Genomic DNA, 24,819 nt, shown 5'->3' with positions numbered 1-24,819 from the left:
ACGAAATCGGGTGAGTGCGTGTTCGCGTCGACCAAGGGCATGAACGTCAAACATTTGTATCGTAACAGCATTCGCTTCAAGCTGCTTTTGTATTTCGTGCTTATTATTCTGATCTCCATCGTGACCTTAAGCGCGGTCGGCAGCACCATGTATCAGCGTTCCATCGAGGAAAGCACGAACGAGCATACGAGTCAGATGATGGGTCAGGTCAAGAACAACATCAGCTTTTACTTCACGGAAATGGAGAACATCATCGAGTACATCGCCCAGGACCGTGAGGTGAGGTCCTTTTACGCCGGACAAACGGGTGACGAATGGGCGCTTCGGGAAGTGATGCGGCGATATGAGGAGCGCCACGGGGAAATTGCCGGCATCCTCTTGGTCAACCGCGCGGGCGGGTGGATCAGCAACCGGTTGGGAACGATATCCCGGGACCGGCTTACATCCGAAGCTTGGTATCGGGAAGCCGCGGAACGGCCGGACGAGCTGCATATGATCAGCAAGCCGATCGGTCGGAATATCAAGGCGGACCATAACTACAGTGCCGACCAAGTGCTGTCGTTCGTGAAAGCGATTAAAGACCCGCTCACGGGAAACATGCTCGGGGTCGTGCTGATCGACATGAAGTTGAATATTATCCAACAAACCATTGAATCGGTTTCTTTGGGCAAAAGCGGATTTATATATATGACGGACCGCCAAGGAGGGATTGTGTATTCATCGGTCAATCCTGTCGTTTACCGAATTAAGGCGGAATGGATGGTAAGCGCTTCCAACGATCTGATTAAGACGATCAACGGGCGTTCTTATCAGATCATGCATACGCCCTTCCAGAACATCGGCTGGAAAATCGTGGGTGTATTCCCGCTCGACGAGTCGCGCAGCGTCATTACGCGACTGCAGTTTTACACGGTGCTTGTCGTACTGGTGACGCTGGTGTTGGCGTTCGCCGCCTCTTGGTTTTTCACGAATTCGATCATCAGTCCGGTACGCAAGCTGCGAAGCTTGATGCGCAAGGTGGAGGAGGGGGAATTGAATCTGCGTTTCCGCAGCCGGTCCAACGATGAAATCGGGCAGCTCGGGCACAGCTTCAACAAGATGGTGCAGGAAATTGAGCGCCTGATTCATATGGTATACACGGAGCAGAAGGAGAAGCGGGAGGCCGAGCTTAAAATTTTGCAGGCGCAAATCAAGCCGCATTTTCTGTACAACACGTTGGATACGATTCAATGGATGGCGCAGGACCGGAAGGCCGACGACATTGTGGAGATCATCGGTGCGCTGACGAATTTGTTCCGCATCGGGCTGAGCAAGGGGCATGAGATCATCCGGTTGTCCGAAGAGCTCAAGCACGTGGAGAGCTATCTGATCATTCAAATGGCGCGTTACGAAGGAAAGCTGAACTACGAGATTCGCGTGGCCGAGGAGCTGGAGGGCTGCAGCGTGCTGAAGCTGATCCTTCAGCCTCTGGTTGAGAATGCGATCTACCATGGCATCAAGACGAAACGGGGCAGCGGCCGGATTCGAATCGAAGCGGTCAAGGAGCAGCATAAAATCCGGCTTCGCGTTGAAGATGACGGACTCGGGATGAAGCCGGAGCAAATCGAGTATGTTCGAATGGGGCTTCAGGGCTCCGAAAACCCGGAATTTAAGAGCGGGTACGGCCTTTTCAACGTTCATGAGCGAATTCGGCTTACGTATGGGTCGTCCTACGGGGTGCAGGTGGAGAGCGAATATGGCAAGGGAACGTGCATCGATGTCTATTTGCCGTTCGTGAAAGCTTAACTATTCGGGCTGAAAGGCAAGAGGGGGATCCTATTGATGTGGAAGCTGATGATCGCGGATGACGAGCCGAAAATTCGCAGAGGGCTCAGACAGGTGCTCCCATGGGAGGAGCTTGGCATTGAAGTGACGGGGGAAGCGGAGGACGGACTCGATGCCTTGGAAAAGGCTCAAGCCTTGAAGCCCGACCTTATATTTGTCGATATCTGCATGCCGTTTATGGATGGGCTCTCCTTCATCGAGCAGCTTCGCTTCGATTCCGAGGGGGCGCTCGTGATCGTGATTACCGGACACGACGAATTCAAATACGCGCAGCAAGCCGTTAAGCTGAAGGTGTTCGATTACATCCTGAAGCCGGTCGAGAAAGCGGCGCTGCGGGAAGTTGTGGAGAAGGCGCTGCGGGTTCTCGATCAGAACAAAACGAAAAGCGAGCGGTTCCATTGGGCGAACCATCAGCTGCAAAGCAATTCCAATCTGATCCGCGACACCTTCCTGCGCAAGTGGATGGCCGGCGTGCTGTCTCCGGTTGAGATTCAAAGTACAATGGCGCATTTGAAGCTGCCGGTCGGAGCGAACCGCATGGCCGTATTTAAAGTGCTGCAGAGCACGAACGTGGGCACGGTGAAACGCGATTGGAACAAGGATCTGCTCGAATTCGCCGTAAAAAACATTATCGAGGAGGTTGTCGCCGCGCTAGGCGAGCATATCGTTTTCTCCGATGATAGGGGCCATGTCGTCGTGCTCTCATCCCTCGAACGGGATCATGATTGGATGCTGGTATGCGGTTCGATTCAAAGTAAGATCGAGGAAATCCTATCGAAAATCGTGGTCGCCGCGGACCGGCTGCTGGAGCCGGATGTTTTGGCGGCGGAGCGTATCTATCATGATCTGGTGCGGGAGGTCGGGATGAAGGTCAACTTTTCCCCGATCGTCATGCTCGCCCGCAAATACGTCGATCAGTCGTTTGCCGAGCCGAATTTAACGCTGCAGGACGTAGCCGACCATGTACGCGTCAGTCCGACGTATTTGAGCAAGCTGCTTAAGAAAGAGGTTGGCCTTTCATTTATTGATTATATAACCGAGATTCGTATTCGCAAGGCGATGCTGTATATGAACGATCCCAATTATAAAGTGTACGAAATCGCGGAGAAGGTTGGCTACAACAGCCAGCATTACTTCAGCAACGCGTTCAAAAAAATAACGGGCGTATCGCCGATGTCTTATCGTAAAGGGTGTCGTACATGACCAGCGGCAGGGCCAAACTGGCGCTCATCGTTTTCACCTTATTTATACTCATGGTCAGCTTCATATCGTCCATACGCGGCACGAGCGGGCAGAAGGTGCCGAAGGATCAGGTTCAATACTTGGTCGGTGTCTCGCAGCCGAATCTGATCGAGCCGTGGCGGATCGTCATGAACGAGGAGATCAAGCGTGAGGTCGCCCGGCATAGCGACCTGCGCGTCATTTTCACGGATGCCGCGAATGACAGCAAGCAGCAAACGGACGATGTGCACAAGCTCATGGGCTACGGGATCGATCTGCTGATCATTTCCTTGGACGATCCGATTCTGCTGACCCCGACCATTGCGGAGGTGTACGCCAAAATTCCAGTCATTGTGCTGGGGCGGGGTGTGACCGGCTACGATTATACGCTATACATCGGGACCGACAACCGCTTGATCGGCAGCAAAGCGGGCGAATACGTGAAGCAGCTGCTCGGACCGAGCGGCGGCAGCATTGTAGAAATCCAAGGCGTACAAGGGTCACCCACGGTGGAAGAACGCAGCCTGGGCTTCCGCGAAGCGCTCGCCGGACAGGATAACCTTCGCTTGCTGCATACGGTGTACGCGGACTGGCAGCGGGACCGTGCCGAGGACGAAATGTCAGCCGTATTGATGCGCAGTCCGCGCATCGACCTTGTTTTCGCGCAGAACGACGCCATGGCGCTTGGGGCTTCGCGGGCGCTGCAGCGGAGCGGTCTGCAGGATGTGAGAATTATCGGCGTCGACGGGGTCAATACCGAGAACGGCGGATTGCCGCTTGTCAAGAACGGCATTTTGTCCGGCACGTTCACCAGTCCGACCGGGGGCGGCGAAGCGATCCGGTATGCCCTCGATATTTTGAATAAGGAAAAGGGTATTCCGAAGAAGGTGATTTTACGCAGCTATCGCATCACACAGGATAATGCCGCAGCCTTCGAGCAGCGCTTGGCCTCGTATCCGGCGATTTCCCCGCCATTTACGGAGGAGAGGCATCAGCTCAAGATCGGCTTTGCACAGGTCGGAACGGAAAGCGGCTGGCGGCTCGCCCATACGAATTCGGTAATGGCAGCGGCGAAGGAGGAAGGGTTCGAGCTGCTGTACGAGAACGCCGACCAGAGTCAGGCGAAGCAGGTGGAAGCGATCCGTAAGTTCATTCAGGCCCGCGTCGATATCATCGTGTTCTCACCGGTCGTGAAGACGGGCTGGGACCAGGTGCTGCAAGAAGCGAAGCAGGCCGGCATCCCGGTCATCTTGTCGGACCGTGAAGTCAAGACAGAGGACGATTCCTTATGGACGTCCTACATCGGCTCGGATTTCGTGGAGGAAGGCCGGCGTGCGGCACGATGGCTTTTGCAGGAGCTTGGAAGCCGGGAACGAAAGGTTCAGATCGTCGAGCTGCAGGGGACGGAGGGCTCCGACCCAGCGGCAGGACGCAAGCAAGGCTTCGAGGAGGTTATCGGCAATGACTTTAACTTTCAGCTGATCGAATCGCTGAAGGGTGATTTCACGCTGGAGTCGGGCAGAGCGTTAATGTCGGAGGCGCTGCAGCGGCGGGGCCGCGATATTCAGGTTGTGTATGCCCATAACGACGATATGGCGCTTGGTGCGATGCAGGCCATTGAGAGATTCGGCTTACAGCCGGGCAAGGACATCGTGATCATATCGATCGATGCGACCAAGACGGCGCTCAAGGCGCTTGCTACGGGAAAGCTGAACTTCGTCGTAGAATGCAACCCCCTGCTCGGCCCGCAGCTGATGAAAGCCGTCAAGGATCATAAGGAGGGCAAGGAGCTGCCGATGAAAATCATCACGTCGGAGGGCGTGTTCACCCAGGATTCGGCCAAGCGCGAGCTGCAGAGCCGGGAGTATTAATAGGCTTCCCGGCCATCCTTCTGCTGCTTGTCCTGCGCTTGCTCAGGAAGCCTAAGTCCGTTCGTTGCAACTGCGATGTGGAAGGAGCTCTTAAAAGCTATAGCCTAGCCAGTAGATCATTAGCGATCAACAATATGTTAAAATATTCAAAGTATCGTATCCCCAAAGCTTAGGTGTACCGATATTCTTTAAAATGTATACGCTTTCAATGACTTGCGATTATTTCCTATACTCCAATCTTTATTCATACTGTTGACAGTCGTCTTTCGATCGTTTTTTTGCAGGTCACCAGGAAGGATAGAAAGTCTAATCAAAAACCGGTCCAATGGTGAAAGGAGAAAGAACAATGAGGGCTACCGACTTATCTGCCGCCGAATTGCTATCATTTCAGTCGAATGAGGGGAAAATTTTTTTTAAAGATCGGCGAACCATTTTTGTCGGGGTCGATGCCTTAGGTACCTTGCGTAAAGATCTGATTTCCGCTCTGGGCATGGATCGGGCGAAAGGTTTTTTGCTCCGGTACGGGTGGCATTGCGGAACCAACGATGCGAGGTACGTCAAGGATGTGTTTGCATGGGAGGAGGAAACGGAATGGCTTCTGGCGGGCCCGAAAATTCACGGAGTTACAGGAAACGTACTGGCCGTTCCGATCGAGATTCGGGGAAACCGCGAAACCGGGGAATTTTACAGTGAAGGGTATTGGCACCATTCTTACGAAGCGGAGCAGCATTTGGAGTATTTCGGCTATCATCATGAGCCGGTTTGCTCGACCCTGATCGGTTATGCCGGCGGATACGGCAGCGAATTTTTAGGAAGGAAAGTCATTTTTAAAGAAATCGAATGCATAGGCAAAGGCGACCGGCATTGCCGATATGTGGGGAAACCTGTCGAAGAATGGGATGCGGAAATCAATCCGGAATTACCTTTCTACAAAGAGGAGAATCTAGCGATAGAGCTAGATAGAGCTTACCGCCGGATAGAAAAACAGAAGGAAGTGTTGAGCAACGCCTTAAGCATCAATGAAAAATTGTCAAAAATACTGATTCAAGGCGGAGGATTGTCCACGATCGTCAAAATTTTGGCTCAGAATCTTCGTACAACGGTTGTCCTGGAGGATAAAAATTTCAACCTGCTTGAATCATTCGGCGAGTATACGCCTCATGATATCTTAACGTTTATTCAAACTTCGGGCGGGAAGCAGGCACAACGGATCCAGCGGTTAATGGATGAAAAAAGAACGGTTCATCTTTCCGTTCCCGGACAGTTCGGCTGGCAGCATGAACGCTTAATCTCTCCCGTTCTACTGAAGAATGAAGTATGCGGGTATCTTTCATTGGTCAAACCGCTCGACCCGTTTGATGAAATCGAAACCATTTCGCTGCAGCGCGCCTCTACGATATGTGCGGTTCAATTTCTGAATGAACGGACGGTCATTGAGGCGGAACAGCGCATGAAAGGGGAGTTTCTGAACGAGCTTCTCATCGAAAATCCGAATGTGGAAAACCTATCCTACCGAATGAAATTGATGGGATACGATCTGGACAAGCCCCATTATGTATTTGTCTTCAGCCTGCAGCACCGTTATGAAAGCCACGTTCAACAGCGGGATACCCATTTCATGGAATTCAAAAAAAGGATCGCGGAAACCATACATAGTCAATTGAAATCGTACGGGAGAAATGGTCTCGTTTCAACCAGGCTCGATAAAATCATTTCCGTCATACCCGAAGTGCTGTTGACCCAGATGAAGCTTGATCCGAAATCATTCGGCGAATTGTTGGTGAATATCGTCAATGCCAACTATGCGGATTTCAGGATTACGCTCGGTGTCAGCTCTCTTTGCAAAGGGATAGGCTCGTTTCGGAACGGATATGAGGAAGCCAACAAATCCATTGGAATAGCGCATTCGAGAGTAGTGAAGTCGAATGTCATTACCTTTGATGAGCTCGGATCGCTCGGAATTATTCTCCACGCCAAAAATGCGCAAGAGCTGGAGAGCTTTGCCATGAGATTGCTTAAGGATTTATTGGCCTACGATAAGGAAAAAGATGCCGAGCTTTTAAAAACGCTGTACCTGTTTTTGGAAAACCAAGGAAATATTCATCAGACGTCGCGAGAAATGATGATTTCGATCGGCGCAATCCGATATCGTCTAAAACGCATTCAGGAGATCAGCGGGATCGACCTGACAAGGGCAAAGGATTTTTTCGATACGCATTTGGCGCTGCAAATCCTTATGTTTTACGGAGTATTTGAATTGTAGCGAATGAAGATGACCTCTATGCTGCGACAGTGCAGACATAGAGGTATTTTTGTTAACGGGATTTAGACGCTTCGTATAAAGTGCCGATGCTTTTTTTGTACGAATCGATTAACCGATGAAGTGCAAAAAGGATTAAGAACTTAACCTAAATGCGCATTGAATATTCTGAATATTTAAAATAGTATGGAGCTGTGAAGATCAAAATTATTGGAGGTGAGTTTTTATGCCAACCAGCCCGTTTAACCCTTCGCTTCAGGAGAAGGTTTTCAATTCACAGCTGCCGCAGCTTCAAGCGGAAAAACTGCGCAACCAAATCCGTTATGTGTATGACCGATCCGAGTTTTACCGGCGCAAATTGGATCAGGCCGGAATTAGCCCGGAGCATATTCAGGGACTGCGGGATTTAGCCAAGATTCCTTTTACAACCAAAGATGAACTGCGGGAAAGCCAGCTTGCAGCTCCTCCATTGGGACTTCATGGAGCCGTTCCGATGGAAGACATCATCCGGATCCACGCTTCTTCCGGGACGACCGGCCGCCCGACGTATGTGGGAATCACGGATAGCGATCGTGAAGTGTGGAATGAAATCGTCTCCCGGGTCATGTACACGGGCGGGATGAGGCGTGAAAGCCGGGTCGTCTTTGCCATGGGATTAACCTTTTTCGTCGGTTCTTCGGCCAAAGAAGGCATCGAACGGCTTGGCGCGACATTCATTCCCATCGGAACGGGGGCTTCTGACCGGGTGATCAGCTCCATCATCGATTTGAAAGCGGATGTGATGCTTTGTACCCCGTCCTATTCCTTTTACTTGGCGGAGCATGTCAGGAACAAATGGGGAATGGAGCCGAAGGAATTGGGACTGAAGCTCATCTCAACCGGCGGAGAACCGGGGGGCGGAATGCCCGAAATTCGCAGGAGAATTGAGGAGGATTGGGGATGCAGGGTAGTCGAGGCGATGGGCAACGCAGATATGGCTCCGGTTCTGTTCGGCGAATGTTCGGAGCAGAACGGGATGCATTTCGTCGCTCCCGACTACGTAATTTGTGAAATCATTGATCCGGAAAGCGGTCAACCCATCGAGCTGTCCCAAGATTGCGAAGGAGAACTGGTTTATACGGCAATTGACCGTCAATGCGTACCCTTATTGAGATTTCGCACCAGGGACCTCGTTCGCGTGGAAACGGCGCCGTGCTCCTGCGGATTGAACAGCTTCCGCATCCGCTGCATCGGCCGTACCGACGACATGCTGATCGTGAGAGGAGTGAATGTTTTCCCAAGTGCGATACGTGATGTGATCAGCATGTTCCGGCCGAAGACAACCGGGGAAATTCAAATCCTTTTGCATCAGCCGCCTCCCTTAGTGAATCCACCGCTGCCTGTACTTGTAGAACATGGAAATGGGCTGACGGAAGAGGAGCTGCATCGGTTAAAGTCAGAGCTCGAAAATGAGCTTCGCACAAAACTGTTTTTCTCGGCAAATATTGAGCTCGTTCCCCCGGGAACATTACCGCGGTTTGAAATGAAGGCCAAACTTGTTAAAGAAATGTTCAAATAGCGAATGGAGGGTTGAACGTGTCGCAATTTACTGTTGATATCGACACAGGGGGAACGTTTACCGACGGTTTCTTCACCCAAGGCGGGAAATACGAAACCGTCAAGGTAGACACGACTCCGCATGATTTAACCGTTTGTTTTAATCAATGCATTGCCGAAGGAGCGCGCCGGTTCGGGTTTGAGAATGTGGGAGATTTTCTGTTGCAAACCAAGACGATCCGTTTATCCACGACCGTCGGAACGAACTCGCTGATCCAGCGTACAGGGCCCAAGCTTGGTTTGATTGTGACCGAAGGTTTTGATCGCTCGCTTTATCAAGAGAAGAACCCCGTTCTTAACTTCCTTGTCGAACCGGAATTAGTGGTTGGGATTCGCGGGAAAGTGGCGGAGGACGGGAGTATTAGCGTAGAGGTCGACGAGGATGAAGTTCGCAGCGCCACGAAAAAATTGCTGGATGCGGGCGCGCGCGCCTTCGTAGTCAGCCTGAAAAACGCCCACCTCAATACAGATAACGAGCGCAAAGTGCGAGATATCATTCAAACGGATTTTCCTACCCACTATTTGGGGGCGAAGTCCGTCCTCTTGGCAGGAGAAATCAGTCTTCGGGCCGATGACGGAATTCGAACCAACGCCGCGATTGTAAACGCTTACCTTCATCGCGACATGGTCAAATACCTGTATAAAGCGGATGAAGGCATACGGCAGCAAGGGTTGACCAACCCGCTGCTCATTGCGCACTCGAACGGCGGGGTGGCCAGGGTGGCTAAAACCAAAGCGATCGATACGTATAACTCGGGCCCGGCTGCAGGATTGATGGGAACGCAATATGTCGGACAACAATATGGAATCGATAACATCCTGACCCTGGATGTCGGCGGTACCAGTACAGATGTCGGCTTGATCTACAACGGGAAGATGACATTCGATACCGCTTCCTCGATTGCCAAGGTGCCCGTTCATACACCTTTAATACATGTTCTTTCCGTAGGCGGGGGCGGAGGATCGATCGCCAAGGTAACGAAGGAGGGCAAGGTTCAGGTCGGTCCTGAAAGCGCAGGGGCAGTACCCGGGCCGGCTTGCTTCAATCTGGGAGGCTCCAAGCCGACCGTGACGGATGCGGCCGTCATTCTAGGACTCATCGATCCGGAGTTCTTCCTTGGAGGGAAGAAGAAGCTTCACGCCCAAAAAGCACATGACGCGATCCAGAGGGCGATCGCCGCTCCTCTCCATATTTCCGTTCGGGAAGCAGCCGGCCTCATCATCGATGAATTAACGACGATCGGTTCGGAAGCTTTAAAGAGCCTTGCTGCAGAAAGGGGATACACACCGGAAAACTTCGTACTCTTCTCCTTCGGAGGCGGCGGCGGCTTGTTTTGTGCGGACATGGCCCAAAAATGCGGAATCAAACGTATCTATACGTTCCCTTTCAGTTCTGTGTTCAGCGCTTTCGGTCTATCCACAGCCGACATTAACCATGTCTACGAAACTAGAAGCCGTTTTCAAATCCGGGCGAATGAGGATTCGGCGGATCCCGCGTTGCATTCCGAGTTGTCGGAAAAGCTGGGCATCATGAAAAATTGGGCATACCGCGATATGCGCGGCGAAGGCTTTAGCCAGGAAGAGGTTTGCTTCGATATCGAAGTGGAGGTAACGACAGCAGACGGGAAGAAGCGGGGTATATATCCGCTGCCGTTCTCTACTGTTGAAACGCAAGCAAACGCCAAAGAAATAAACGAATATTTGCAAGGGTTGTGCCGGACATGGAAGGCTTCCGAATTGATCGTTGAATTTATTCGTCTCCGTGCTCAGGCTCCCGTCTCCCATTATCGTTTGCCGGAGGCAGCGATGTCCGACAGCAATCCTCTGCCGGCGCAAAAAGGGTTCAGATCGATCGGAATGGGAACGGATCAATTCGAGGCGCGCATTTATGATTTATCGCTTTTGAAGCCTGGCAATGAGATTGCCGGACCGGCCATTATCGAGAGTAACGATACGACGATTTTCATTCCGCCGAACGCCGGCTACCGGATGGATCAACATTTGAATGGAATCTTGGAGGTGTAACCGTTTTGAGACGCCAAATTACAGAGTATCTTGACATTGAGCTGCAGAAGGAAATGTGGGTATGCCGCTGCTGCGGCCATGAACTGATTTCCGCCAGAGAAAACTACAAAAAAGGGTGCCTCCTTTACGATCGCGACCCTCATGATATTCACCCGCCTGTCATTGACGAAACGTATACGTTTTCCGCGGACCCGAATTGGATGCGTTATGTTGAGTTTTATTGCCCCGGGTGCGGAACGATGATTGAAGTGGAAGCGCTTCCTCCCGGTCATCCGATCACGCATGACATTGAGCTGGATATCGACCGCCTGAAGGAAAAGTATGTACAGGCCAAGGAGGGATAAAAACATGTCGATTCAGCAAAAGAAACAAGCAACGATCGATATCGATATCGGCGGTACCTTTACGGATTGCTTTATCCGATACAAGGATAAGTCCGTTATTGCGAAAAGCCCGACCACAGGCTACGATCTATCCGTTTGTTTTATGAAATCGATTGAAAAAGGGGCGGCGGAGCTCGGCCTGACCACGGAGGAATTACTAACGGATACGGAAGTGATTCGCTATTCGACAACGGTGGCCATGAACAAGCTGATTCAGCGCAAAGGACCCAAGCTGGCATTGATAACCTCCGAAGGGTTCGAAGACGTCACCTTTATCGGAAAAGGCAGCCAATGGCAGGATGGCATCAGCTCCCAAGAAGCCCGCAATGTAGCCAAGGTGGACAAACCACAGCCTTTGATTCCGCGCGAGCTTGTCGTAGGCGTCAAAGAGAGAATTGATTCGAACGGGAACGTGGTGCGTCCGCTGAATGAGGAAGATTTTCGCAATAAGCTCCAGTATCTTGTCGACCAAGGCGTCATGGGATTTGTCGTTTGCTTGCTTTGGTCGTTTAAAAATCCGGTGCATGAACAGCGGATCAAACAAATCATTAAAGAGGATTATCCTGAATTTTTCTTGGGGAATATGCCGGTTTTCCTTTCCCATGCTGTGCTGCCCAAACGGTTTGAATACAGCAGGGCCAATGTAACGATTCTCAATGCCTATTTGCATCAAACGATCGCGGAGGAATTGGCCGGCATCGGGGATGAGCTTCGTGACCTGGGATATGACCGCTCCTTGCTCATGGTGTATAACACGGGCGGAATGGGAGAGGTGTACCGGACAGCCGCTGTCAACACCTACAATGGCGGTCCCGTATCCGGCGTTATCGGCAGCAGCTACATCGGCAAGCTTTACGGCTACGACAACGTCGTGTTTTCCGATATGGGCGGAACCAGCTTCGATCTTGGCCTTGTCGTGGACGGCAGCACCCGATTTTATCAATTTCACCCTGTGATTGACCGATGGCGGGTGGATTTGCCGATTATTGAAACCAAATCCATAGGAGCCGGCGGAGGATCGATTGCTTGGATCAATACGCTGCTCGGCAACCGACTGGAAGTCGGGCCGCAGAGTGCGGGCTCTTTCCCGGGACCTGCAGCCTTCGATCAAGGGGGAACCGAGCCTACCGTCACGGATGCCGATCTCATCTTGGGATATATTGATCCGGATTATTACCACGGCGGCGAATTGACGCTGAACCTGGAGAAAGCGCGGAAGGCGATTCACGATAAAATAGCCCGGCCGTTAGGAATCGACGTAGTTGAAGCGGCGGCGTTGATTAAGAAGATCGTAGATGGAAATATGGGGAATATCATTCACAAGGAAACGGCCCTTAAAGGCTACGACCCCAAAGATTTTGTCCTGTTTGCCATGGGCGGAGCCGGAGCGACGCATTGCTGCGGATACGGATTTCACGCCGGCATTTCCAACATTGTCGTCATGCAGCAATCTCCTGTATTTTGCGCGTTTTCTTCCAGCTTGATGGATATCAAGCACATCTATGAGGAATCCAAACATATTATTTTGCTGAAGCCGGGAACCAAGGAATTTCTGGCGGATTATGACAGCTTCAATGAAGTCGTATATCGCTTGAAAGACAAAGCGCTGCGCGATATTCGCGGCGAAGGCTTCAAAGAGGAACAGGTGGTATTTGAGCTGGAAGCGGATATGAAGTTCGGAGGACAGCTCAATGTGAAGCGAACGAAATCTCCAGTTTTGACGCTGGAGAGCCGGGAAGATGTGCAAGCCTTATGGGATCAATTCACCAAAGAATATTCCAATGCGTACAGTCCGTTAGGGGTCTATCCGGAAGGCGGCGTCGAAATCGAGAATATTGTGCTTCATGCTATCGTAGTTCAGCCGAAATATGAACTGCCTGAAGCGGTCCCTCAAGGCACCGATCCGAGCGCCGCCTGGAAAGGAAAACGGGAAGCGTATTGGGAGGAGCTGAAGGAATACCGCAATACGGATATTTACCAGATGGAGAAATTGAGCTGCGGCAATGTCGTCAGCGGTCCGGCGATTATTGAATCCAGCAACACGACCGTGGTGCTGCCGCCCGGCGCTGCCTATACCGTCGACAAGTATCTTAACGGGCTCATTACGAAGACCGATGCCGCTGTACCGGATGCCATTCGTTCGGCGGATCGCATCTCCATCGTGTAACGGAACCATTATGATGAGGAGGGGAACAGACAATGCCGCTTGATTTGGAGATTAATGAGAGGTTCAAGCCTGAACCGCGGACAGATTTCGAAACGGAATGCATGGAACGGCTGCAGCCCGGAGAATATGAGATCTACAGTGAAAAGCTGAACAATATCGTGTTGGAGGGCAAGGAAATACTTACGCGGGTCGGCGTCTCCGGCTTCTTCCATTCGGGGGACCTGATTGTCGGTCTCTACACGGCCAAGGGAGACTTGGTCACAGCCTACTGCGGGGTGTTTCTCCACTCCGTAACGACGCAGATTGCCATCAAATATATTCTGAAATACTTCAAGGACGATCCGACCGTCGGGATTCGCGAAGGGGACATTTTTTACGCCAATGAGGCGCTGTATGGCGGCGTGCATAATCCGGATCAGGCGGCCGTCATGCCTATTTTCCATGAGGGGGAACTGGTAGCCTGGGCCGCCACCGCCGTACATCAACCGGAAACGGGTGCCATCGAACCGGGAGGAATGCCGGTTACCGCCCGGACCCGATACGATGAAGGCATGAAGCTGCCGCCGATGAAAATCGGAGAAAATTATCAAATCCGCAACGATATTTTAGAAATGATGGCCAACATGGTGTCCCGTGCGCCGAGAATGCAAGTGATCGATACGAAGGCTCGGGTGGTTGGCTGCGACCGCATACGGGTGAGGATTCAAGAGCTGATTAAGGACAAAGGGATTCATGTCGTAGTCGGCGTGATGCGGAAGATGATTGAAGTGGCCGAGGAAGCCGTCTACAAGCGCCTGGAAAGCTGGGAAGACGGAACATACAGGTCCGTCGCTTTCTTCGACACCATCGGCACGCAAGATTCTTTGATTCGCTGTTTCCTTACCTTGAAGAAGGTGGGCGGCAAACTAACCTTTGACTTTACGGGAAGCTCCCCGGAAAACGACGGATCGTTCAACTCCTTCGCCCATATCGTGAGGGCACACAGCGCGATTTACTTGTTCGGCGTGCCGTTCGCCGATTTGCCGACGGCTTCAGGCATCTTTTCGCCCATTGACTTTGTCGTGCCGCTCGGCACCTACCTCAATGCCAACTGGGATGCTTCCGTTGCGAATTCACCGGTCAGCAACAGCGGAACCATGGCCGTCATCGGGCACGCCATGGCGAAGCTGCTGTTTGCCAGCGGGCAGCATGATATTGCGACAGCCGTTTACGGCTGCAGGGGATCCAGTTTTGTCGTGGCCGGAGTGAATCAATGGGGCGTGTCGTTTGCCGACATCCTGGCTAACGTCTTTAATAGCGAGGGAGGAGGAGCACGCTCAGATCGGGACGGAATCGACAGCTGGGGATTCCCATGGGGATGCTGGGGCAAAGGGCCGGATGTGGAGGATATGGAAAATGAACAGCCTCACCTGCATCTGTTCTTCAAGCATCTGCAAAACTCCATGGGGTTCGGCAAGTACAGAGGCGGTTCCGGCGCGACGATCGGCGTGGCTGTACAGAGTGTGCCCGCTCTAGTGTATCAATCGAACAGCAAAAACCATAAAGTTCCGACCTCGCTTGGCTTGTTCGGAGGGTATCCTCCCGCTACCCACCCCGGTTTATCCTTGAAAAATACGGACTATTTCGAAAAAGCGGAGCGCGGCGATGGAGATTTGCCGTCCGACGTCATGGAGCTTGTAAAAGACCGCACGATTCAAGGAGATTATAAGGTCGAAGGAAATATAAGATTCGCCGAAGTATTCGGACGCGGGGACATTTTTATCGGAAGCTCTTCCGGAGGCAGCGGTTATGGCGACGTGCTCGATCGCGATCCGAAAGACGTCATTTCGGATTTGCGCAAAGGCATGATTTCAGAAGAGGTGGCGAAGCGCTTGTATAAGCTCGTGTATAATTCATCCACATGGGCCGTCGACGAAGAAGCCACTGTGCAAGCGCGGAACGAAGAGAGGGACGCGCGCAAGAGACGGGGCAAGAGGTATGAGGATTTCGTGGCGGAATGGTCGAAACATAAACCGTCAGAAGATGCTCTATCCTATTATGGCGCTTGGCCTAACGCAGAGCCTACCCGTCAGATCGTGAGAATCTGAATGTTCATCGGGGGAGGAGTCGTATGAACGTCAAAGAGTTGGTAAAAAACGCGCTGCGCTGCCGCAAAGTGCCTCGCCCACCGTTCATCCCGCTCATCGGTTCGTATTTGACGAGGGTCGATCAATATTCTCTGAAGGATACATGGAGTGATCCGGGGCTTCTGCATCAAGCGCTGCGAAATACGCAGCAATTATTGAATTACGATGCGGTCGTGATGCCGCTCGACACATCGCTGGAAGCCGAAGCTTTCGGTTTGCCGGTGCGGTGGGACGGCGGAAAGCCGGAGATCGGGGGGCGTCTTTCCAGGGAGGAGCCCCCTCCCTTTGACTCCGAGGCCTGGCTTGGACGGGGGAGAGTCCCGGTCTTTATCGAAGCGGCCACACGGTATGCCCAGGTTGAAGGCAAGCAAATTCCTCTGTTCGCGTCCGTTTCCGGTCCGTTATCGGTTTGGAGCGGGCTTTACGGCCGGCAAGCGGGAAGCGACGAAGGGGCTGATCTATCCGATCTTCCGCACCTGGAAACCGTTGTTCAAGCTGTGATTGCCTTATGCAGGGAGTATGCGGAGGCGGGTGTAGACGGAATTATTGTAAATGAAGGGAGCAGCGGCGCTTCACAAGAAAGTTTAGTCGCCTTATCGGGGGTATACAAACCGATATTTAACGTCATAAGACATTTTAATCTGCCGGGGGTATTAAGGAGTCCTCAACAGACGGAAGGAAATCGGTTTCCCTTCACATCGTTGGGGGCGGACGCTTGCATTTGTTCGTTACATCCCCATTCGGGCGGGGAAAATATACGGGGGGCGATCGGAATTCCGCTGAAACAAGACTTCTGGTCTGAAGCTTCGGACTCCTTGCCGATCGTCGGCTTTGGCTCCGCGTTCAAAAACAAAGGCGTATTTCTAACGACGGAATCCCCGTTGGATCAAGAAGATATCGATTTATTGGATCTGCAGGATAGGATTGAACAACTATTGACGGATGCCTACTGGAACGGCTGATGTGAATAGGAAATGAAGATGCCCGGTTGAAGACCCATCCATAGTTTTTAACTTTTGAATGCACGAGAGTGCTGCATATTCTGCGTCCTCAGCGACAACGATATGAAATAGGGCTACATTGTCGGTGAGGATCGCTTCTTTTTTTATCCTATCTTGCTAGAGACGTCTACGACCGCCCTCGAAAAAGTTATTTACCTTTGTTGACAAGCTCTTCCGCTAAATGTGAGAAGACCTCCCCAAGGAGAGAATCTTCCTCATAAACAGATGAACCGGTATTTTCCTCTGGCTGTGCAAAAGGAATTTTGGCGATTACCTCGGTTTGCAGCTCCAACGCAAGTGTTTCGCCGCCACCTCGTCCAAAAAGGTAATTCTTCGTTCCAGCTTTGTCTTCATAATAAGACATGTTTTCCACGATGCCTATAATTTCATGTTTGGTATGCTTCGCCATGGCACCTGCTCTTGAAGCGACAAAAGAAGCTACATTATGTGGAGTGGTCACAATGATTTCTTTGGCTTGAGGAATCATGGCAGCTACATCAATCGCGACATCACCCGTACCGGGAGGTAAATCAAGAAGCAGGTAATCTAATTCTCCCCAGTGGGTATTCCCGAGAAAATTCCGGATCCATTTGTTGAGCATAGGCCCGCGCCACATCACTACATCGTTATCCGGTGCGAAAAATCCCATTGACATGACTTTAATACCGTGACTAACGGGAGGGATCGCCGTCTGGTCAATCATGGTTGGCTTCTGGCTGATTTGCATCATGGCCGGGATACTAAAACCGTATATATCTGCATCTAATATGCCTACTCTTTTGCCTAATCGCGCCAATGCGGCTGCGAGGTTAATCGTTACCGTTGATTTTCCTACACCGCCTTTTCCGCTAGTTACAGCGATAAACGTTACACCGGAATCCGGACGTAACATTGCGGGCATTCCTCCTTCAGATGTAGATTCTTTTTTTAACGACTGGGTTAAGGCAGCGCGCTCTTCATTCGTCATCGAACTGAATGATAAGGAAATGTCTGCAGCGCCGATGCGTCTGAGAGATTCTTCGATATCTTGCCCAATTTTAGCTTTCAAAGGGCAGCCCTGGATGGTTAATACAACTTCCAGTCCAATTCGGACACCATCGATTTTGATATTTCTTATCATATTTAAATCAACAATGCTTTTATGAAGCTCAGGATCTTCTACATGCCTGAGGGCTTCTAAAACATTTTCGTTTGTCAGCATACGATCATTCCTTTTCTAATAGAAGGGGTCAAATCCAATTTATGAAAGAAACCTTTTGTCTAAATAAGACGAAAAGGTTCCTTTCAAGCAGGATTTAACAATTATTTTTTAATTTATTCTTCTTTTAATCCTTTGCCTAAACCTTTCATGAAATGAATACCGAATCCGATTGCACGGTTAATATCCGGATCATTTAATACTTTTACAAGGTCAAGCATGCCTATTTTTTTATTGCTTTGCAAGTGCTTGCTGCCTTCATCCAAGCCTGATGACAAACTGCCTGCCAGTTTTTTTGTCAGTTCCGGATCAAGGCTGGTTAATGCGCCTGCCGCACCCATAAGATTATTGATCATATTCGTTACGGGTTCACGGGTTATTTGTCCCAGGGCAATTTTCGCGATTTTTTCTTTGGCCTGAAGCATAGCGTTTGCAGCTTCAAATACGCCGATGTCGTTCAGTTCACCAACGATATCCAATATTTTGTTTATGGCTTGTTCGTTATCGGCAAGCAGTGTTTTTAAATCTTCCAGCCTTTGCTGCCGCCGCTCTTCATCGGTCCATTCTTGCTTTTGAATGGCTGTAATTGGTGCTGCCATATACGTTCCTCCTGTCTAGTTATTGGTTAAGTGGACATACCCCGGGCGATCCCACTTGCGCTGAACCTCGACGCCATTTTGGGGATGACGTTTTTTGTTGCGCGGGTTCGTGCGCGGCAGAGGGTTTTCTCCGTCTACACGCAGCACTTCCAGACGAACCTTGGTTTGTTTATATGCAGGTGTATTGGTGCGTTGGTCGACCGCAGGACCGGTTAAGAAATTAATCGCTGATTCCTTATCTACCGAGTTCATCGGCAGGAAGATTTCATTTGCTTTCACGCGATCCGTTACAAGAGCATGTAATTTAAGCGCTCCGAATGGGGATACCAAACGAACGAGCGAACCGTCTTTAATTCCGCGTTCTTCCGCAAGCTCCGGAGAAACCTCAACGAAAATCTCAGGCACTTTGGATTGAATGCCTTTTGATTTGTTCGTCATATTACCTTCGTGGAAATGCTCGAGCATACGGCCATTATTGATGTGAAGGTCGTACTCTTCCGGGAATTCGGCCGGGAGCACCCAATCAGATAGGGCAAAGCGGGCTTTCTTATCCGGAAAGTTAAATCCATCGACATAAAGAAGCGGCGTGCTGACACCATCAAGGCTTCCCCATAAGAAACTATTCCAGCCTTCAAGCACTTCGTAATTGGCTTCTCCGAAAATTGGAGATAAGCTTGCCATTTCTGCAAAAATTTCGCTTGGGTGGCTGTAGTTCCAGTTTTGGCCCAGACGGTTTGCGACCTCTTGCACAATCCACCAGTCGGGCTTGGAATCTCCCAGCGGAGGAAGGGCTTGATACAACCTTTGTACACGACGTTCGGTGTTTGTAAATGTCCCATCTTTCTCAAGAGATGGAGTTGCAGGCAGTACAACGTCTGCGTACTGTGCTGTTTTGGAAAGAAAAATATCCTGAACGACAAAGAAATCAAGACTGGATAAAATATCGTGCACATGATTGGAATTGGAGTCGACAAGCGCCATATCTTCGCCAACAAGATACATGGCTCTCATCTTGCCTTCTTCAATCGCATGAAGCATTTGAATGTTATCGAGACCTGGTTTGCCATCGATTTTCACGCCATATGCTTGTTCAAATTTGGCACGGGCTGCATCATCGGTGATGTGCTGATATCCTGGGAGCCAGCCTGGAAGAGTCCCCATATCACAAGCGCCTTGTACATTGTTATGGCCCCGAAGCGGGTAGGCGCCGGCGCCTGGACGACGGTAGTTTCCTGTCGCAAGCAGCAAGTTCGAAATCGCGGCGGAAGTATCGGATCCGCCCGTGTTTTGGGTGACGCCCATACCCCAAAGAATGCAAGTACCGTCTGCATCGCGAATCATTTCAGCTACTTGAATAAGCGTTTCTTTTGAAATTCCCGTAATTTCTTCTGCGTATTCGAGCGTATATTTCTCAAGCACAGCCTTGAAATCATCGAAGAAGTTAACATTCTCATCAATAAAGGTTTGATCGTGCCAGTCTTGATCGATGATATATTTGGTAACCGCCATAAGCCATACTTGGTCTGTACCTTGCTTAGGACTGATAAAGATATCAGACCGCTCAGCCATTTCATTTTTGCGAAGATCCGCAACAATTAGTTTTTGCCCATGAAGCTTGTGTGCACGCTTGACACGAGTGGCTAATACCGGGTGACCTTCTGCCGGATTTGCGCCAACGATGATAACCAGACCTGCTTGCGCAATATCTTTAATCGTACCTGCATCGCCGCCCATACCTACCGTCCGGAATAAACCGTCTGTTGCAGGAGATTGGCAATAACGTGAGCAGTTATCGACGTCGTTCGTTTCGAAAACTTGACGTGCTAACTTTTGAATCACATAATTTTCTTCATTCGTAATCTTGGAAGAAGAGATAAAGCCAATGGAGCGATTTCCGTATTGTTGTTTAATCGCGCCTAATTTGCTTGCGACTAAATCAAGCGCTTCATCCCAGGTGGACTCGACGAATACGCCGTTTTTACGAATTAACGGCTTAGTGAGACGTTCTTCAGCGTTAACGAAGTCCCAGCCGAACTTCCCTTTTACGCAAGTTGAAATGGCGTTGACCGGTGCATCGGAAGTAGGTTGAACTTTAAGAATCTTGCGACCCTTCGTCCAAACTTCGAATGAACAGCCTACGCCGCAGAAGGTACATACGGTTTTGGTTTTTCTCGTACGCGTATCGCGCATCGCCGCTTCTACTTCCGAAATGGCAAAAATACCACTATAGCCCGGCTCAACTTCTTTGACCAGATCGATCATCGGTTCGAGAACGTCCTCTTTCAATCCAGTCATAAATCCGGCCTCGCCCAGCATCGATTTCTCCATCAACGCGTTACATGGACAAATAGTGACACATTGCCCGCAGCTAACGCAGGAAGAATCGTTAATTGCCGCTCCATCATCCCATATCACGCGGGGACGCTCCGCTTCCCAGTCTATGGACAGAGTTTCATTGACTTGAAGGTTCTGACAAACCTCAACGCATTGACCGCAGGCGATACACTGGTTAGGGTCATAACGGTAGAACGGGTGGGACATATCGACTTCAGATACGTCTGCTTTTGGGGTATAGGGGTATTTTTGGTGTTCAATCTCCATCAGCTCAGCCGTGTTATGTAACTTACAGTTTCCGTTGTTATTGTCACATACCGTACAGTAGAGCAGATGATTTTCTAATAAGCGATCCATCGCTTCAGTTTGAGCCTCTTTGGCGCCTTTCGATGACAATTCAATGTTCATACCGTTCATAGCAACCATGGAGCAAGAACGCACAAGCTTTCCGTCGACTTCTACGATACAGGTATCGCAAGTTTGTATGGGATCTACTTCTGGAACGTAACAGATTTGCGGATGCTCGATCCCATTTTGATTAATGATTTCCAGGATGGTTGAACCGGGAGCGGCTTGATACCCTTTGCCGTCAATTGTAATTCTAACCATGTTATCGTTCATGGTTCTACTTCCTCCTTTTAGACAAATAAAAAAACCACCATGATCAAACACGCCTGAGGTAACAGGTACTGTGTACGATCATGGTGGAATAGTTCATTAGCAGATCTTGCTAACACACCAATCCATAATAAGTGAATGAAATAATAGAATCATAACAGGGTAAATATCATGACTCCATCTTTATCGGTTACTATTATAGCGCTTAGTTAGCGTATTAACAATACAAAAAACTATTTTTTGGAATACGCAGTTTCGGACGCCGCTCTTTTTTTTTCTCAAGTGTTGATTTATGATAAGAAAATTAATAAAAAGCCAACAGTAAAATTTTATATCAATCGTTGAACAAGGAGAATGGTGTCATGTCAAAAATGGTTCATGAATTTAATGATATTATTCGAAAGCTTCGCAAAGATTTGTTTGGCAAGGGGCCGGAGCGTATTCATACCGTATTTGTCGAGAACATGGCCGTTTCCACGCTGTACGGAAATTTGACGCCTACAGAGAAGTTTATTGCAGGAACACCGGACGGTACGGATATGGTCCATATCGCCAGAACTAAAATGATTCAACAAGTGTATTCGAATAATCTTCCACAAGGCTTGGAGGATATCGTGGGCGCCAAATTGGTTCACCTGTTTTCGGATATGAAGGTAGAAGAAGATATTGCCGTTTCCGTTTTTGTCTTTGATAAAAACATCGAAGTGGAGAGGGGGTAAAGAGCATGAAACCCATCGAGGTGAAAAGGGAAGTCCTTCGTTTTGTTAATGGTCATGCCGAGAAAGTTGAGGACAGCATTGTAACGGAATATCCGGTTACGGTGAAAATTAACGGACAGGAATTTGTTACGATGGTTTGTACGCCAGAATTTATAGAAGATATGGTCATCGGTTTTTTGGCGTCTGAAGGGATTATCAGGAAATACGAGGATATTGACAAAATATGGATACAAGAAAGAGAAGGCTTTGTCCACGTGACAACAACCAAAGTCAATTCGTATTACCGTGATTTTCAAAGCAAACGATATATTACCTCCTGCTGCGGGATGAGCAGACAAGGATTTGTTTTTGTAAACGATGCGTTGACCGCCAAGAAGATGGAGGATATTCGTGTAAAAATTTCCATCGACGATTGTTTTCGGTTAATGAATGATCTGCAGCAATCTGCGGATACTTTTCATCATACTGGCGGGGTCCACAATGCGGCTTTATGTGATGCGAACGGAATTGTTTTAAGCCGGATGGACATAGGAAGACATAATGCTTTGGACAAAATTTATGGTTATTGTTTGAAGAATGACATTTCCATCGGTGACAAAATCATCGTTTTTAGTGGTCGTATCTCCTCCGAAATTTTATTGAAAGTTGCAAAAATAGGCTGCGAAGTGATATTGTCAAAGTCAGCTCCGACAGAATTGGCATTACAGCTGGCTGAACAGTTGGGAATTACCACAATAGGCTTTATCCGTAATCATTCGCTAAATGTGTATACGTGTCCGAATCGGATTCTAACTATTTGATATACAGAAGTGAGGACATCCACATGGAAGATGTTGTGTTGGATAAACTGCAGCGCCCCTTAAGGGATTTGCGGATATCGGTTACCGATCGCTGCAATTTTCGCTGCCGGTATTGCATGCCGGAGGAAATATTCGGTCCGGACTATGCTTTTTTGTCTGATGATAACATTTTATCGTTTGATGAAATTGAAAGATTGTCACGAATTTTCGTCACTTTAGGCGTAAAAAAATTGCGTATTACCGGAGGAGAGCCTTTGCTGCGCAAAGATCTCCCCGCACTTATCAAGCGACTGAAGCTAATCGATGGGGTAGAGGACATTGCCTTAACCACTAACGGTTCATTACTTAAGAAATTTGCAGGTGATCTATACAATTCCGGCTTATCCCGTGTGACGGTAAGTCTGGATTCGCTGGATGAAGAGCGTTTTGCTTATATGAACGGAAATCGAAGCAGGGTGAAAACGGTTCTTGAAGGCATGCAGGCCGCGTCAGAAGCGGGAATGAAAGTTAAAGTAAACATGGTGGTCCAAAAAGGAAAAAATGACCAGGACATCATCCCGATGGCACAATACTTCAAAGAGAAGAGATATACCCTGCGCTTCATTGAATACATGGATGTCGGGAATTCCAATGATTGGAAATTGGATGAAGTGGTGTCCAAACAAGAGATTATCGAGTCGATTAACGAGCGGATGCCCATTGAACGAATTCCTGCTAATTATAACGGAGAAGTGGCGACCCGGTATCGTTATACAGATCGTGATCAGGAAATGGGAATTATTTCGTCCGTGACAGATTCCTTTTGTTCATCCTGCACAAGGGCCCGCCTTTCGGCAGAAGGAAAACTCTATACTTGCTTATTTGCTTCCAAAGGCTATGATCTCAGAGAACTGCTCCATTCCGGGCAAAATGATCAAACGATTGCCGCCGCCATCTCGGCAGTTTGGAATCATCGTTCCGATCGCTACTCAGACGAACGATTAAGTCATACCCATCCTAAGGTATCTCCTAAAGTGGAAATGTCGCATATCGGGGGATAGGAAAATGTCCAAAGAGGATTGCCGTTATCTTCATTTTTTGTTATGATGAACAACGCCTGCATATACGTTTGTATATGAGGAATGGAAGGTATGCAAGTTCTGTATATTTTCTATTCTAACGACAGTGATGATTGATAGCCTTGTAGGAGAACGTGTGCAAGGAAATTAAGCAGCATTCGAGAACCCGTACCTTGTGTAGGGATTCTTGGTGCTGCTTTTTTATTTAAAAATGGAGGATTGGTTTGGCTATGTCATTTCATGTACCCGGAAAAATCGCCGGCATGGCGATTGAGGCAGGAGTCCAAAAGACGAGGCTGTCTCTGCCTACGATGCTTATGCTTGGTTTTTTGGGAGGAGCATTCATTTCATTAGGTTTTTTGCTTGATATTCGGGTAATCGGCAATTTGCCGCAACATTGGGGGAGCCTGTCCAATTTGCTGGGAGGCATCGTTTTTCCTTTGGGACTCATATTAGTTATTCTGGCAGGCGGAGAACTCATTACAGGAAATATGTTATCCGTGTCAATTGCACTTTACGCGCGGAAAATTTCTTTGAAACAGTTACTGAATAATTGGTTTTGGGTAACATTGGCTAACTTTGCCGGTGCTCTTTTTGTTGCTTATTGTTTCGGACACGTGGTCGGATTGACCGAGTCCGGGCCCTATTTGGGTAAAACCGTGGCCATAGCCCAGGCGAAATTACAGGACTCTTTTGGACAAACGTTAATTTCTGCAATTGGTTGCAACTGGCTTGTTTGCCTTGCGATTTGGATCGCTTATGGGGCGGACGATATCATTGGGAAAATTGTCGGGATGTGGTTTCCGATCATGGCCTTTGTCGCCATTGGCTTTCAGCACGTTGTCGCAAATATGTTTGTGATTCCGGCAGCAATTTTTGCGGGGCATTTTTCATGGACAGATTTTGCAGGGAATATTGTTCCTGCTTTTATAGGAAATGCAATTGGCGGTGCTGTATTTGTCGGGTTTGCTTATTTCTTTTCTTTCCAAAAAAGTTTAAAGGAAAAAGGGATATAAGGA

The 24,819-nt window shown here is 49.3% G+C and carries 17 protein-coding genes; 14 read left to right on the top strand and 3 right to left on the bottom strand.

Annotated features, from left to right (window positions below):
• Positions 1-18 precede the first annotated feature (18 nt).
• From ACZ439_RS26315 to ACZ439_RS26270, 10 genes are all read left to right on the top strand, one after another.
• Positions 19-1,785, top strand: coding sequence for a sensor histidine kinase (locus tag ACZ439_RS26315; RefSeq protein ID WP_196426826.1), 1,767 nt, complete (start codon positions 19-21; stop codon positions 1,783-1,785).
• Between the two features lie 36 nt (positions 1,786-1,821).
• Positions 1,822-3,027 (top strand): response regulator, encoded by a 1,206-nt coding sequence (locus tag ACZ439_RS26310; protein WP_141336013.1) that lies wholly within the window; start codon positions 1,822-1,824, stop codon positions 3,025-3,027.
• Complete coding sequence (locus ACZ439_RS26305; protein ID WP_464620406.1) at positions 3,024-4,916, top strand: substrate-binding domain-containing protein; 1,893 nt, start codon at positions 3,024-3,026, stop codon at positions 4,914-4,916. Before ACZ439_RS26310 ends, ACZ439_RS26305 begins: the two co-directional genes overlap by 4 nt.
• A 346-nt stretch (positions 4,917-5,262) precedes the next feature.
• Entirely contained in the window at positions 5,263-7,179 is a 1,917-nt protein-coding gene (locus ACZ439_RS26300; protein ID WP_164751908.1) for a XylR N-terminal domain-containing protein, read from the top strand.
• A gap of 223 nt (positions 7,180-7,402) precedes the next feature.
• Positions 7,403-8,734, top strand: coding sequence for a phenylacetate--CoA ligase family protein (locus tag ACZ439_RS26295; RefSeq protein ID WP_054797056.1), 1,332 nt, complete (start codon positions 7,403-7,405; stop codon positions 8,732-8,734).
• A 17-nt stretch (positions 8,735-8,751) separates the two neighbouring features.
• Positions 8,752-10,797, top strand: a complete 2,046-nt coding sequence (locus tag ACZ439_RS26290; RefSeq protein ID WP_141336016.1) for a hydantoinase/oxoprolinase family protein — start codon at positions 8,752-8,754, stop codon at positions 10,795-10,797.
• 5 nt (positions 10,798-10,802) lie between these two features.
• Complete coding sequence (locus ACZ439_RS26285; RefSeq protein ID WP_196426827.1) at positions 10,803-11,141, top strand: acetone carboxylase subunit gamma; 339 nt, start codon at positions 10,803-10,805, stop codon at positions 11,139-11,141.
• Between the two features lie 4 nt (positions 11,142-11,145).
• Positions 11,146-13,347 carry a hydantoinase/oxoprolinase family protein gene (locus ACZ439_RS26280; RefSeq protein ID WP_155614061.1) on the top strand — a complete coding sequence of 734 codons (2,202 nt, stop codon included), beginning with the start codon at positions 11,146-11,148 and terminating at the stop codon, positions 13,345-13,347.
• A 32-nt stretch (positions 13,348-13,379) separates the two neighbouring features.
• Entirely contained in the window at positions 13,380-15,434 is a 2,055-nt protein-coding gene (locus ACZ439_RS26275; protein ID WP_464620405.1) for a hydantoinase B/oxoprolinase family protein, read from the top strand.
• 23 nt (positions 15,435-15,457) lie between these two features.
• Entirely contained in the window at positions 15,458-16,435 is a 978-nt protein-coding gene (locus ACZ439_RS26270) for a uroporphyrinogen decarboxylase family protein (protein WP_464620404.1), read from the top strand.
• Between the two features lie 187 nt (positions 16,436-16,622).
• On the opposite strand, the gene ACZ439_RS26265 is transcribed toward ACZ439_RS26270, so the two are convergent.
• The 3 genes from ACZ439_RS26265 to fdhF form a co-directional block, all read right to left on the bottom strand.
• Positions 16,623-17,675, bottom strand: a complete 1,053-nt coding sequence (locus tag ACZ439_RS26265) for a P-loop NTPase (protein WP_464620403.1) — start codon at positions 17,673-17,675, stop codon at positions 16,623-16,625.
• Between the two features lie 113 nt (positions 17,676-17,788).
• Entirely contained in the window at positions 17,789-18,271 is a 483-nt protein-coding gene (locus ACZ439_RS26260; RefSeq protein WP_141336020.1) for a helical membrane plugin domain-containing protein, read from the bottom strand.
• Positions 18,272-18,286: 15 nt separating this feature from the next.
• Positions 18,287-21,226: a formate dehydrogenase subunit alpha gene (gene fdhF / locus ACZ439_RS26255; protein WP_464620402.1), complete on the bottom strand. Its 2,940-nt coding sequence runs from the start codon at positions 21,224-21,226 to the stop codon at positions 18,287-18,289.
• 359 nt (positions 21,227-21,585) lie between these two features.
• On the opposite strand from fdhF, the gene ACZ439_RS26250 reads away from it, so the two are divergent.
• From ACZ439_RS26250 to ACZ439_RS26235, 4 genes are all read left to right on the top strand, one after another.
• A complete protein-coding gene (locus ACZ439_RS26250) occupies positions 21,586-21,942 on the top strand; it encodes a Na-translocating system protein MpsC family protein (RefSeq protein ID WP_127608960.1) in 357 nt (118 codons plus the stop codon).
• 5 nt (positions 21,943-21,947) lie between these two features.
• Positions 21,948-22,742 (top strand): formate dehydrogenase accessory sulfurtransferase FdhD, encoded by a 795-nt coding sequence (gene fdhD, locus ACZ439_RS26245; protein ID WP_127608959.1) that lies wholly within the window; start codon positions 21,948-21,950, stop codon positions 22,740-22,742.
• 23 nt (positions 22,743-22,765) lie between these two features.
• The gene (moaA, locus tag ACZ439_RS26240; protein WP_464620401.1) at positions 22,766-23,782 is read left to right on the top strand and encodes a GTP 3',8-cyclase MoaA; all 1,017 of its coding nucleotides are present in this window, start codon (positions 22,766-22,768) and stop codon (positions 23,780-23,782) included.
• Between the two features lie 248 nt (positions 23,783-24,030).
• Positions 24,031-24,816, top strand: coding sequence for a formate/nitrite transporter family protein (locus ACZ439_RS26235; RefSeq protein ID WP_464621177.1), 786 nt, complete (start codon positions 24,031-24,033; stop codon positions 24,814-24,816).
• The last annotated feature ends 3 nt before the right edge of the window (positions 24,817-24,819 follow it).

The sequence above is a fragment of the Paenibacillus sp. JCM 9796 genome, assembly GCF_055379675.1.
This window is presented reverse-complemented; position numbering and strand designations above follow the sequence as displayed.

Bases quoted from the DNA above. Each gene is read 5' to 3' on its own strand.
- ACZ439_RS26250 (WP_127608960.1), top strand. From the start codon at position 21,586: ATGTCAAAAATGGTTCATGAATTTAATGATATTATTCGAAAGCTTCGC.
- ACZ439_RS26260 (WP_141336020.1), bottom strand. From the start codon at position 18,271: ATGGCAGCACCAATTACAGCCATTCAAAAGCAAGAATGGACCGATGAA.
- ACZ439_RS26295 (WP_054797056.1), top strand. From the start codon at position 7,403: ATGCCAACCAGCCCGTTTAACCCTTCGCTTCAGGAGAAGGTTTTCAAT.
- ACZ439_RS26305 (WP_464620406.1), top strand. From the start codon at position 3,024: ATGACCAGCGGCAGGGCCAAACTGGCGCTCATCGTTTTCACCTTATTT.
- moaA (WP_464620401.1), top strand. From the start codon at position 22,766: ATGGAAGATGTTGTGTTGGATAAACTGCAGCGCCCCTTAAGGGATTTG.
- ACZ439_RS26270 (WP_464620404.1), top strand. From the start codon at position 15,458: ATGAACGTCAAAGAGTTGGTAAAAAACGCGCTGCGCTGCCGCAAAGTG.
- ACZ439_RS26265 (WP_464620403.1), bottom strand. From the start codon at position 17,675: ATGCTGACAAACGAAAATGTTTTAGAAGCCCTCAGGCATGTAGAAGAT.
- ACZ439_RS26310 (WP_141336013.1), top strand. From the start codon at position 1,822: ATGTGGAAGCTGATGATCGCGGATGACGAGCCGAAAATTCGCAGAGGG.
- ACZ439_RS26300 (WP_164751908.1), top strand. From the start codon at position 5,263: ATGAGGGCTACCGACTTATCTGCCGCCGAATTGCTATCATTTCAGTCG.
- ACZ439_RS26235 (WP_464621177.1), top strand. From the start codon at position 24,031: ATGTCATTTCATGTACCCGGAAAAATCGCCGGCATGGCGATTGAGGCA.
- fdhF (WP_464620402.1), bottom strand. From the start codon at position 21,226: ATGAACGATAACATGGTTAGAATTACAATTGACGGCAAAGGGTATCAA.
- fdhD (WP_127608959.1), top strand. From the start codon at position 21,948: ATGAAACCCATCGAGGTGAAAAGGGAAGTCCTTCGTTTTGTTAATGGT.
- ACZ439_RS26280 (WP_155614061.1), top strand. From the start codon at position 11,146: ATGTCGATTCAGCAAAAGAAACAAGCAACGATCGATATCGATATCGGC.
- ACZ439_RS26275 (WP_464620405.1), top strand. From the start codon at position 13,380: ATGCCGCTTGATTTGGAGATTAATGAGAGGTTCAAGCCTGAACCGCGG.